9 protein-coding genes are annotated in these 11,795 nt (G+C 65.4%); 1 reads left to right on the top strand and 8 read right to left on the bottom strand.

Annotated elements, in window-relative coordinates; translation table 11 throughout:
• Positions 1-64 precede the first annotated feature (64 nt).
• Entirely contained in the window at positions 65-2,710 is a 2,646-nt protein-coding gene (gene asnB / locus MF407_RS09960) for an asparagine synthase (glutamine-hydrolyzing) (RefSeq protein WP_239702186.1), read from the bottom strand.
• 80 nt (positions 2,711-2,790) lie between these two features.
• Positions 2,791-3,816: a peptidoglycan-binding protein gene (locus tag MF407_RS09965; protein ID WP_239702187.1), complete on the bottom strand. Its 1,026-nt coding sequence runs from the start codon at positions 3,814-3,816 to the stop codon at positions 2,791-2,793.
• Positions 3,817-3,981: 165 nt separating this feature from the next.
• On the opposite strand from MF407_RS09965, the gene MF407_RS09970 reads away from it, so the two are divergent.
• The gene (locus MF407_RS09970; protein ID WP_239702188.1) at positions 3,982-4,380 is read left to right on the top strand and encodes a VOC family protein; all 399 of its coding nucleotides are present in this window, start codon (positions 3,982-3,984) and stop codon (positions 4,378-4,380) included.
• A gap of 4 nt (positions 4,381-4,384) precedes the next feature.
• On the opposite strand, the gene MF407_RS09975 is transcribed toward MF407_RS09970, so the two are convergent.
• From MF407_RS09975 to atpA, 6 genes are all read right to left on the bottom strand, one after another.
• Entirely contained in the window at positions 4,385-5,041 is a 657-nt protein-coding gene (locus tag MF407_RS09975; RefSeq protein ID WP_239702189.1) for a hypothetical protein, read from the bottom strand.
• A 33-nt stretch (positions 5,042-5,074) separates the two neighbouring features.
• Positions 5,075-6,061, bottom strand: coding sequence for a peptidoglycan-binding protein (locus MF407_RS09980; RefSeq protein ID WP_168990150.1), 987 nt, complete (start codon positions 6,059-6,061; stop codon positions 5,075-5,077).
• 166 nt (positions 6,062-6,227) lie between these two features.
• Entirely contained in the window at positions 6,228-7,553 is a 1,326-nt protein-coding gene (locus MF407_RS09985) for a solute carrier family 23 protein (RefSeq protein WP_239702897.1), read from the bottom strand.
• Positions 7,554-7,671: 118 nt separating this feature from the next.
• On the bottom strand, positions 7,672-9,129 hold the full coding sequence (gene atpD, locus MF407_RS09990) for a F0F1 ATP synthase subunit beta (protein WP_129624786.1): 1,458 nt from the start codon (positions 9,127-9,129) through the stop codon (positions 7,672-7,674).
• Between the two features lie 19 nt (positions 9,130-9,148).
• Positions 9,149-10,060, bottom strand: coding sequence for a F0F1 ATP synthase subunit gamma (locus MF407_RS09995; RefSeq protein ID WP_239702190.1), 912 nt, complete (start codon positions 10,058-10,060; stop codon positions 9,149-9,151).
• Positions 10,061-10,113: 53 nt separating this feature from the next.
• Complete coding sequence (gene atpA / locus MF407_RS10000; protein ID WP_129624784.1) at positions 10,114-11,748, bottom strand: F0F1 ATP synthase subunit alpha; 1,635 nt, start codon at positions 11,746-11,748, stop codon at positions 10,114-10,116.
• Between the last annotated feature and the right edge of the window lie 47 nt (positions 11,749-11,795).

The following is an 11,795-nucleotide window of genomic DNA, read 5'->3' on the forward strand; positions in this document are numbered from 1 at the left end:
GCACACTGCGACGACGGGCGTCCGGCCTACCGGGTGACCTTTCGGGGTGACCTACGGGGCGGGGTCAGTCTACGACGACGATCGCCATCGGAGTCTGCTCAGACCCCTGCCCGAGCGGGTTGTCGGCGAACATCTCCTCGAAGCGGCCCTGGTCGCCCGGGACGTCGGACCCGAGAACGTTGCGGCCGATGTCGTTGGCGTCCATGACGATCGTTCCGCCGAAGGTGTCGCGGTAGGCCTGCGGCACACGCGAGCGGATCTGCTCGGACAGCCGAGCGGCAACCTCATCGGGGTCCTTCGGTGCCAACTTCGCCGAGACGTTCGAGGGGTAGGCGGAGTACTCCGTCGGTCCGTCGATCGCCCGGATGTCATTGCCCACGAGTTCGTAGAACAGGCCCTTCTTGCCCAGCACCTTGCCGACCGCGCCACCGGCGCTGGCGTACAGGACGCGCGGCAGGCCCGCTTCCTGGATGGCCAACTGCATGGTGAACGGGGAGCCCAGGCCGATGCCTGCGGGCGTGCGGGTCACGTACTTCGACAGCACCCGCGCCGGCCGTCCGACGTTGATGTCCCAGATGAAGTACGAGCGACCCTGAGTGATCGCGATGATCTTCTCGGAGATGAAGAAGTACCACTGCTTGCCTACCATCGCCTGCGAGTGCTCCTCGTCGGCGCCGAGCGTGGCGAAGAAGCGATCGATGTGCTCCATCACGAACGGGTCGAGATCGGTGTCCTTGTCGACCAGTTCGCTACGCAGGGGGTAGCGGGTCACCTGCTCGCCCAGGCTCGTGGTGAGCGCGAGCTGCTTGTCGGCGTTCGGCTCGAGGTCGGTCTTGATCCGTACCGGACCCTCGTCGATCACCTCGGGCTTGTCGTCGAAGAACTCGCGCAGCCACAACTCGACGTTGAGCAGACGCCAGAAAGTCATCGAGTCCACGCCGTTGGTGCCCTTGATCCAACCCTCGAAGGCGTGCAGCACCTCGTTCTGGTCGAAATAGGGACGGTTCGCGAACTCCTCGGACAGGAAGATGTTGTAGAAGTAGTTCTTCAGCCGCATGAACCACTCGCCCTGCGGAGTGGTGAAACCGATCTTGTTGCGGCGGCGGTTGATCATCTCCGGGAGGAGTCCCCGGGTCGCGTCACGCAGCACACGCTTGTTCCAGCCGTCCTTGATGATCGCCTCGTCGGACAGGCTGAAGATGAACTTCACGACCTCCTTGTCCAGGAACGGCACGCGTCCCTCGAGCGAGAAGCGCATGGTGTTCTTGTCCTCGTAGCGCAACAACGAGGGCAGTGAGTTGTGGAACAGATCTTCGATCAACCTCAACTTGAGGTTGTTGCCTTCGGTCGCGAACTTCTCCCCCGCGTACTTCGAGGAGAACTCCGAGTTCATGAACGCCGTGGCCGGGATGACCTTCTTGCGCTTGATCTTGTCCTGCAGCTTGAACCGACCCAGGCGGTAGAGAACGTCGAGGCTCTTGGAGAGTTCGAGCGCGGCATCCTTCTTGCCCTGGGCCTTGAGCTGGCGCAGGTAGACGAAGTAGTACGGGATGTAACCGGCCATCATCTCGTCGGCGCCCTGACCGTCGAGCAGGACGGTGACGTGGTTGGTCGCCTCGCGCATCACCTGGAACTGTGCGTACGGCCCGGAGGAGATCAGCGGCTCCTCCTGGGTACGGATGAAGTCGAGCAGATCCTGCTTGAACTCATCGGCCGTCGGCAGGATCTTGTGCGAGTCGACCTGCCCCTCGCAGATGTCGAGCACCGCGTCGACGTACTTCTCCTCGTCGTTCGCCGAACCAGGAAACACCGCCGAGAAGGTGTTCTGGCGTGCACCGACCGACTTGGTGGTCGCATCGCCCTGATTGAGCAACTGGTTGATGATGACGGCGACGGCGGAGGAGTCGAGCCCACCGGACAGGGACGTGCCGACCGGCACCTCGGACTGCAGGCGCAGGCGCACCGACTCGAACAACCGCTCCTTGTACTCGGCCGCGGCGGCGTCGTCGTACGGACGCTGCTGCTTACCCAGCTCGGCGAGTTCTTCACGCAACCGGGTGAACATCCGGCGCTCGACACCGGAGGCGTCCACGGTCAGCATCTCGCCCGGCTCGAGGCGATCGATGCCGGCGAAGAAGGTCTCGCGGCCGTCCTCGTGGATGCGGAAGCGCAGGTAGCGGTAGAGGGAGCGTTCGTTGACGGCCTTGGTGTACAGGCCGCTGGCCAAAATCGACTTGATCTCCGAGGAGAACAGCAGAGTGTCGCCGACCTGGGCCAGGTAGACCGGCTTGATGCCGAAGTGGTCGCGGGACAGCGTCAGCCGCTGCTCCTGGGCGTCCCAGATCGCCAGGCCCCACATGCCGTTGAACCTGTCGAACGCGTCGCCGCCCCACTCGGCGAAGGCCTGCAGGACGACCTCGGTGTCGGAGTCGGTGGTGAAGGTGTGGCCGAGCGCTTCGAGTTCGGTGCGTAGGTCGAGGTAGTTGTAGACCTCACCGTTGTAGGCGATCGTGTAGCGCCCGTCGGCCGTCTGCATCGGCTGCTGACCGTGCGCAACGTCGATGATCGACAACCGCCGGTGGCCCAGACCGACGGGGCCTTCGATGAAGCTGCCCTCACCGTCCGGTCCGCGGTGCACCTGGCAGTCGTTCATCTTGCGCAGGACGGCTTCGCTGCCGCCCGGACCGTAGTAACCGACGATTCCACACATGAGCTCAATCCTAGGCGGACGCAGGGTGTGCCCCGATCCCCGCCACGCTCGTTGCCGGTCACAGCGCGCGATTACTCGGTTCAGGAGCAGTAGCTGTCGGGCATGTGCTGGGGTGTCGTCTTCGTCCACGGCGCGCACATCTGCAGTCCCCGCTCGCTCAGACCCTCCTTGATCGCCGGCAACGTGCTCGTGTCGGTGCCCATGTGGTTGAGATGGACCACGACCGTGCTGCCGGGTTGGGCTCGGGCGATGATCTCGTCGGCTGCCTGCATCGGCGACTTGTTGTTCCAATCCTCGGGGTCGAGGTTCCACATGCAGTTGCGCTTACCGAGCTTGGCGAACACGGCTTCGACGCGGTCGTCGTGTGCGCCGTACGGCGGACGCACGAAATTGCTCTCGATGCCCGGGCGGGAGATCTGTTGTGCGATCTCCTCGTCCGACAGCTTGGTCATGTCCTTGTGTTCGTAGCCGTGGTCAATCACGAACATGCCCTTGTCGCGGGCGTAGTCGACGTCGACTCCCTTGTCCCCGACCGCGTTCCCGCTGGGAGCGACTCCGATACCGATGTTGTTGTCCTTCGCCGAGTCGACGAGGGCGCGGAAGTTCTCCGAGGTCGGTGAGTAGTCGTCGAAGACAAGGAGCACCTTGTCGCCGGCGTTGCCACAGCGGTACTTGTCGTAACCGCCCGCTGTTCCCTGTCCGGACGGGGGTTGCGCCGCAGCCGGAACGGAGTCGGCGGCCAACGCGGCCCAGGTCTTCGATCCGATCACCCCGTCGATCTCGAGTCCGGATTCCAGCTGGAACGCACGCACCGCAGCTTCGGTGGAGGCGCCGAACTCGCCGTCGAGCGGAGCGTCGGTGACGAACGCTCCGTGCACCTGCAGACGGCGCTGCGCCTGCGTCACGCAACTACCCTCGTCCGACAACCGAAGCGTGGGCCGCTCGGCGACAGCGGTCGAGCTCGAGCAAGTGACCTGCCCGGAGTCGGCCGACGCCGCCGAAAGGGCTAGCCCGGTTCCACCGAAGACCGCCGCGGCCGTGAATCCGACGACGAACGCCCGACCGACGGTGTTCCTGGTGCGCTCGGTTCGCTGCTGAACTCGCATGGTGTCCTCGCTCCTCGTGGTGACGAGGACCCTTTACCCCGTCGATCTGAACCGGAGGTGGGACACGCAAGCCACGGCATCGGCTCCCCCGCAGCCATGGGGAGACCTGCCCATTGCCGCGGAAACTCAGGTGCGCGCGGAACTCCTGAGCGGCAGAGTCATCGCATGACGGTATTCATCTCGCACCTGACGATCGATTGCCACGACGCCTACGCCCTTTCGACGTGGTGGCGGCAGACGCTGGGCTTCCGGGACATCCCCGGTGACCCCAACGAGCCCGGTCACGAAGAATGCATGATCGAGCACCCCGAGTCCGGTCAGCGACTGTTGTTCATCGAGGTGCCCGACGAGGAACTACCGGCCAAGCGGATCCATCTCGACGTCCGCCCGCTCGAACGTTCCCGCGACGACGAGGTGGAGTGGCTGATCGGCCGAGGCGCAGGCTTCGTGGCCGACCGACGCGGCATCCACGGAACCGGCAGCGGGTGGGTCACCCTGGCCGACCCGGAAGGCAATCAGTTCTGTGTGCTGCGTTCGAATTCCGAATCGGGTTCTGGGAATTGAAGATTCAGCCGGCCGCCGGACCGATCTGGCCACCGAAGGTCGATGTCAACGCCTCGGCGATCGGACGGCAATTGCGCCGGACGACGTCTGCGGGGACCCGCGGAAGGTTCTCCTCCCAGTCGAGCATGGGCGAGCCACGCAGCTGCAGCATCCGGGACGGACGGCCCATGAACAGCAGGTGGAGGTGCGCGCCACCGTCGCCGTACTTGGCCAACTGGACGCGTCCGACGCTCGGGAGATCCTCGATGGCCGCGGAGATCGTCGTCATCAACGGTCCGATCCCGGCCGCAACTTCAGGCGGCATGGTCGGCAGATCGCAGTGCGTCATCGGACTGAGCCAGAGCATGATCGGCAGCCCCGAACCGGTCAGATCGGTGGACAGCTTCCAGTTCTCGTTCCACCACACCAGACGGTCGTCGCTCTTCGGTTCGAACGGGCCCGCGCACCAACATTCGTCCTCGTTCTCGCCCCGACGATCCGGTTCGGAGTCGGCCAGCGGTGCGAGCGGCTTGATCCGAAGAGAGTCGATCTCGAACGGGAAGATGTCCCAACCGGGCATCTCCTCCACCGCCACCGGCAGCCGCCGGTCGGGACCGAGGGCGGCCTCGACCCGGGCGTAGAACTCCGCGATGGTTTCCGGCCCGCTGCTGGGTGCATCCATGACCGCGAGTATGCCGTCATGGATGCACCGGCGTCAGCAGTAGGTCGGCGGCATGTGCTCACGGGTCGGACCGCTCCACGGAGCACACATCGTCAAACCGCGGTTTGCGAGTCCTTTCTTGATGTACGGCAGGGTGCTTGCAGTGGCGCCCATGTGGTTCAGATGTACCACCACGGTGCTGCCCGCGGAGGCATTGCGGACGATGTAATTCGCCGCCGACCAGGCCGATTTGCCGTCCCAGTCGCGCGGATCGAGGTTCCACATGCAGTTGTACTTGCCGTTCCTGGCCAGCACGGACGACACCCGGGCGTTGTACGCGCCGTACGGTGGCCGCACGTAGTTGCTGCGGACATAGGGCTGAGTGATCTCCCACTGGATCTGCGAGGACGACAACCGGGTGAGGTCCTTGTGATCGTAGGTGTGATCGACCACCAGCATCCCGTTCGCTCGGGCGTACGCCGGGTCGGCTCGGCCGGCCCGCACGGCGTTTCCGTTCGGTGCCACTCCGATGCCGATGTTGTTCGCCTTTGCCGTCGCCACCAGGTTGCGGTAGCTACGCATGCTCGGCGAGGCGTCGTCGAAGACCAGCAGTACCTTGTTGCCGTTGTTGCCGCAGCGCGTCGTGCGATAGGTGCCGCCTGCCCCGCTCGAAGCCGTACCCACCAATGTCGACCACGTCACCTGACCGACGATGCCGTCGACGTGCAGCCGGCGCACCTGTTGGAATCGTTTGACCGCCGTGACCGTGCCGGGCCCGAAGGACCCGTCCGCGCCGCCGGGAACCGAGATTCCGTGGCTGATGAGCCGGCGCTGCAACTCGGTCACGCAACTCCCGACGTCGCGGTATTTCAGTACCGGACGCTGTGTGGCCGGCGTACCGGCGGAGCACGAGCGGACTGCTGCCTGGGCCGGATTCGCCGAGACCGCCACACCGCCTGCGGTGAGCGCGGTCGCCGTGACCGCAGCTGCGGTGGCGAGCTTGATCGTCCTGGTGCGTTTGTCGATGCCGAAGATGTGCATGGTGTCCCCCTTGAGGTGCACCGGTGGCGGCGGCCCCCCGGCCGCGCTCTGTCCACCGATGCCCCTATGAGACAGACAGTCCTCCACCGGTTGCCGCGGCGCCATGGGCACATCTGCCCGTCGCAGGTACTCGAACTGGACCTGCGAGGGGCGAGCAACTGGTCGGTCAGGCCTCCGGGGTCCTGTGCTCGGCGTCCAGCAAGTCCGAACGTCGACTCTCGGGGTCGGGCAGATTGCCGGAGACGCGGTTGAGCACGTTCATCAGGTGGTAGCCGAGCAGCACCGTGACCGTGCCCAGCGCAATGCCGGTGAAGGTCTGGTTGCCGATTTTCCACTGCAGGTCCGCGATCGCGATGATCAGTCCGGCGGCCGCCGGCATGAGGTTGATCGGGTTGCCGAAGTCGACGTCGTTCTCGATCCAGATCCGTGCACCGAGCAGGCCGATCATGCCGTACAGCATCACCCCCGCCCCGCCGAGCACACCCGTCGGAACGGTGGCGATCGCCTCACCGAACTTCGGGCAGAAGCTCAGCAACACCGCGAAGCAGGCCGCGACCCAGTAGGCCGCGGTGGAGTAGACCTTGGTGGCCGCCATGACACCGATGTTCTCCGCGTACGTGGTCGTGCCCGATCCACCCGCGGATCCGGCGAGCGTGGTGGCGAGACCGTCGGCCATCAAGGCGCGGCCCGACACGTGGTCCAGGTCACGCCCGGTCATCTGCGCCACCGACTTCACGTGGCCGATGTTCTCGGCGACCAACACCAGGACGACCGGCAGGAAGAGCAGGATCGCGGACAGCTGGAACGACGGAGCGTGGAAGGGCGGTAGGCCGAGCCAGGACGCGTTCTGGACCTTGGTGAAGTCGACCTCGCCACGAGCGGTTGCGGTGAGGTAACCGGCGATGACGCCGATCAGGATGCCGAGGCGCCCGATCAGCCCGGGGCCGACGACCGTGACGATCGCGATGACCAACAGCGTGACCAACGCGCTGACCGGGGAGACCAGGAAGTTGTTCTTGGCGGGCCCGGCGAGGTTGAGTCCGATGAGCGCGACGATCGCTCCGGTCACTGCCGGCGGCATCAGCACACGCAGCCAGCCGGCACCGACCGTCTGCACCAGCAGTCCGACACCGAACAGCAACAGGCCGGTGACCACCACTCCGCCCAGCGCCGCGCCCATTCCGTGGCTGGTCATGGACGCCTGGATCGGAGCGATGAACGCGAACGACGAGCCCAGGTAACTCGGCACCCGGCCGGCGGTGAGCAGCAGGAAGAGCATCGTGCCGAGACCCGAGAACAGCAGGGTCGTGGCGGGCGGGAAACCGGTGATCAGCGGCACCAGGAAGGTCGCACCGAACATCGCGACGACGTGCTGTGCGCCGATACCGATCGTGAGTGGCCAACTCAGCCGCTCGTCCGGCGCCACCACCTGCCCCGGATCGATCGAGCGTCCGTCACCGTGCAGCGTCCAGCCGAGTCCATTCACGAGCAGTCAGTCTAGAGCCGAGCGCGGCTCCCGGATGACGCGGATGTCCCCGGCCCCGCCGGCGAGAACGAAGAACGCGGCCCCACCGAGGTGGGAGCCGCGTGCTTCGCGAAACTGTGAGGACTCAGCCCTCCAGTTCCTTGGCCTTCTTCTCGACGTCGTCCAGGCCACCGCACATGAAGAATGCCTGCTCCGGGAGGTGGTCGTAGTCGCCGTCGGCGATCTTGGTGAACGCCTCGATGGTGTCCTCCAGCGGAACCGTCGAACCCTCGATGCCGGTGAACTGCTTGGCGACGTAGGTGTTCTGCGACAGGAAGCGCTGGATACGACGGGCCCGGTTGACGAGGATCTTGTCCTCTTCGGAGAGCTCGTCGATACCGAGGATCGCGATGATGTCCTGAAGCTCCTTGTTGCGCTGCAGGATTCCCTTGATCCGGACGGCGGTGTTGTAGTGCTCCGCCGAGATGTACCGCGGGTCGAGGATGCGCGACGTCGAGGTCAGCGGATCCACGGCCGGGTAGATACCCATCGAGGCGATGTCACGCGAGAGCTCGGTGGTCGCATCGAGGTGGGCGAAGGTGGTCGCCGGTGCCGGGTCGGTGTAGTCGTCGGCCGGCACGTAGATCGCCTGCATCGAGGTGATCGAGTGACCACGCGTCGAGGTGATGCGCTCCTGGAGCACACCCATCTCGTCGGCCAGGGTCGGCTGGTAACCCACGGCGGAGGGCATGCGGCCCAGCAGCGTGGAGACCTCGGAACCGGCCTGGGTGAAGCGGAAGATGTTGTCGATGAACAGCAGCACGTCCTGCTTCTGCACATCGCGGAAGTACTCCGCCATGGTCAGAGCCGACAGGGCGACGCGCAGACGCGTGCCCGGCGGCTCGTCCATCTGACCGAAGACGAGGGCGGTCTGACCGAGAACGCCGGCCTCCTCCATCTCGACCATCAGGTCGTTACCCTCACGGGTGCGCTCACCGACACCGGCGAACACCGACACACCACCGTGATCACGGGCCACACGGGCGATCATTTCCTGGATCAGAACGGTCTTGCCGACACCGGCACCACCGAACAGACCGATCTTTCCACCCTGCACGTACGGGGTGAGCAGGTCGATGACCTTGATACCCGTCTGGAACATCTGGGTCTTGGACTCGAGCTGGTCGAAGGCCGGAGCCTTGCGGTGGATGCCCCAACGCTCGTTGACCTCAAGGGTTTCGCCCTCTTCGAGGTTCAGGCAGTCACCGGTGGCGTTGAAGACCTTGCCGAGGGTGACGTCACCGACCGGAACCGAGATAGGGCCGCCGGTGTCCTGCACCTGCGAACCGCGGACGAGGCCGTCGGTCGGCTGGAGCGAGATCGCACGAACCATGTTGTCGCCGATGTGCTGGGCGACCTCGAGGTTGACGTTCTTGGTCTCTCCGCCGAGCTCGACCTGGGTCGTGAGCAGGGCGTAGATCTCGGGCATCGAGTCGACGCTGAACTCCACGTCGACGACCGGGCCGATCACACGCGAGATGCGACCGACACCGCCGGGCTGCTGGGCCTGGTCGGCCTCGTGCTCGGTAGTAATGGTGCTCATTGATTTTTCCTTCTCGTCATCAGCTGGCGTCGGCGAGTGCGCTGGCGCCACCAACGATCTCGCTGATCTCTTGGGTGATTTCGGCCTGACGTGCCTGGTTGGCCAGTCGGGTGTAGGTCTTGATGAGTTCCTCGGCGTTGTCCGTGGCCGACTTCATCGCGCGCTGACGCGCGGCCAGCTCGGACGCAGCCGCCTGCAACATCGCGTTGAAGATCCGCGACTCCACATACTTCGGCAGGAGCGCATCCAGCACGCCGGACGCGTCCGGCTCGAACTCGTACAGCGGCAGCAGGTCGTCGGGCTTACCGTCTGCGTCGGCGTCGACCTCGCCCTCGACGACCTCCAACGGCAGCAGGCGAAGCGCCAACGGTTCCTGGACCACCATGCTCTTGAAGCGGGTGTAGACCACGTGCACCTCATCGACGCCGCCGTCCTCGGAACCCTTGACGAACTCCTCGGTCAGGCGCTGACCGATCTCGCGGGCCACGTCCGGGGTCGGGCTGTCGGTGAAGCCGCTCCACTCCGCAGCGAATTCACGCCGGCGGAACTTGTAGTAGCTCACCGCCTTGCGACCGACCAGGAAGGGCACGACCTCCATGCCCTCGCCGCGCAGGTGCTCGATGAGCTCCTGGCTGCGCTTGATCGCGTTGACCGAGTACGACCCGGCCAGACCGCGGTCGCTGGTGAGGATCAGCACGGCCGCGCGCTTGGGCTGCTCGCGCTCGGTCGTGAGCACGTGCTCGACGTCCGAGTGAGTCGCGAGAGCCGAAACGGCGCGGGTGAGGGCGGTCGCGTAGGGCGTCGACCGCTCGACTGCCTGCCGGGCCTTGACCACGCGGGACGCGGCGATAAGCTCCATCGCGCGCGTGATCTTCTTGGTGGCCTGGACCGACCGGATGCGCTGGCGGTAGACCCGCATCTGCGCTCCCATAGGCGTTCCTTCCTTGTCGCTGTCGAACCGTCAGTAGGTCGTGAGCAAGCGCGTCAGCGCTTCTGCTTCACGATCTGCTGCTGGTTGATCTGGTCCTCGGTCAGCTCGTCGAAGCGCTCCGAGCCCTCACCGCCGTGATCGGGCGTGGAGCGGAACTCCTTCTTGAAGTCGGCCATGGCGTTCTCGAGCGTCTTCTTGCCGTCGTCGTCGAGCTTGGTGGTCTCCCGGACGCTCGACAGGAAGTCGCCGTGGTTGCGCCGCAGGTAGTCCAGCCAGTCGGACTCGAAACGGGCGACGTCCTCGGTCGGCACCTCGTCCAGCTGTCCGGTGGTACCGGCCCAGATGGAGGCGACCTGCTCCTCGAGGGAGTACGGGGAGTTCTGCGGCTGCTTGAACATCGCCATCAGACGCTCACCACGGGCCAGCTGACGACGCGACGCGGCGTCGAGGTCCGAGGCGAACATGGCGAAGGCCTGCATCTCGCGGAACTGCGCCAGGTCGACCTTGATCGAACCCGTCACACCCTTCATGGCCTTGGTCATCGCGGCACCACCGACTCGGGAGACGGAGATACCGACGTCGACGGCCGGACGCTGGTTGGAGTTGAACAGGTCGGACTGCAGGAAGATCTGACCGTCTGTGATCGAGATGACATTGGTCGGAATGAACGCCGAGACGTCGCCACCCTTGGTCTCGATGATCGGCAGACCGGTCATCGAACCGGCACCGAGCTCGTCGGACAGCTTCGCGCAACGCTCGAGCAGACGGCTGTGCAGGTAGAACACATCGCCCGGGTAGGCCTCACGGCCCGGCGGGCGGCGCAGCAGCAGCGACATCGCGCGGTAGGCGTCGGCCTGCTTGGTCAGGTCGTCGAAGACGATGAGGACATGCTTGCCCTGGTACATCCAGTGCTGACCGATGGCCGAACCGGTGAACGGGGCCAGGTACTTGAAGCCGGCCGGGTCACCCGCGGGAGCGTTGACGATCGTCGTGTACTCCAGAGCGCCCGCCTCCTCGAGGGTGGTGCGCACCTCGGCGACGGTGGAGTTCTTCTGGCCGATGGCGACGTAGATGCAGCGGACCTGCTTCTCCGGGTCGCCGGTCTCCCAGTACTCCTTCTGGTTGATGATCGTGTCGGTGGCGATCGCGGTCTTGCCGGTCTTGCGGTCGCCGATGATCAGCTGGCGCTGGCCACGGCCGATCGGGGTCATCGAGTCGATCGCCTTGATGCCGGTCATCAGCGGCTCGTGCACCGACTTACGCGAGACGACGTTGGGAGCCTGCAGCTCCAGCTCACGACGCTCGTCGGTCTTGATCTCGCCGAGGCCGTCGATCGGGGTGCCCATCGGGTCGACAACGCGACCGAGGTAGGCGTCACCGACGGGAACCGAGAGGACCTCGCCCGTGCGCTTGACTTCCTGGCCCTCTTCGATGCCACCGAACTCACCGAGGACGACGACACCGATCTCGTGGACGTCGAGGTTCAGGGCGATGCCCAGCGTGCCGTCCTCGAACTGCAGCAGCTCGTTGGTCATGCAGGTCGGCAGGCCCTCGACGTGGGCGATGCCATCGGCGGCGTCGGTGACGCGGCCGACCTCGTCGCGCGAAGCCGCGCCCGGCTCGTAGGACTGGACATAACCGTCCAGAGCAGCCCGAATGTCTTCCGGACGGATGGAGAGCTCCGTCATCATCTTCTCCTTCATATGGGCCGTGGCCCGCGGGTCAAGCTGTCAGG

Origin of the sequence: Yimella sp. NH-Cas1 (assembly GCF_022359705.1) — a bacterium.
Taxonomy (GTDB): Bacteria; Actinomycetota; Actinomycetes; order Actinomycetales; family Dermatophilaceae; genus Yimella; species Yimella lutea.

Excerpts from the sequence above, each read along its gene's own strand:
- asnB (WP_239702186.1), bottom strand. The coding sequence starts at position 2,710 with ATGTGTGGAATCGTCGGTTACTACGGTCCGGGCGGCAGCGAAGCCGTC.
- MF407_RS09965 (WP_239702187.1), bottom strand. The coding sequence starts at position 3,816 with ATGCGAGTTCAGCAGCGAACCGAGCGCACCAGGAACACCGTCGGTCGG.
- MF407_RS09970 (WP_239702188.1), top strand. The coding sequence starts at position 3,982 with ATGACGGTATTCATCTCGCACCTGACGATCGATTGCCACGACGCCTAC.
- MF407_RS09975 (WP_239702189.1), bottom strand. The coding sequence starts at position 5,041 with ATGGATGCACCCAGCAGCGGGCCGGAAACCATCGCGGAGTTCTACGCC.
- MF407_RS09980 (WP_168990150.1), bottom strand. The coding sequence starts at position 6,061 with ATGCACATCTTCGGCATCGACAAACGCACCAGGACGATCAAGCTCGCC.
- atpD (WP_129624786.1), bottom strand. The coding sequence starts at position 9,129 with ATGAGCACCATTACTACCGAGCACGAGGCCGACCAGGCCCAGCAGCCC.
- MF407_RS09995 (WP_239702190.1), bottom strand. The coding sequence starts at position 10,060 with ATGGGAGCGCAGATGCGGGTCTACCGCCAGCGCATCCGGTCGGTCCAG.
- atpA (WP_129624784.1), bottom strand. The coding sequence starts at position 11,748 with ATGACGGAGCTCTCCATCCGTCCGGAAGACATTCGGGCTGCTCTGGAC.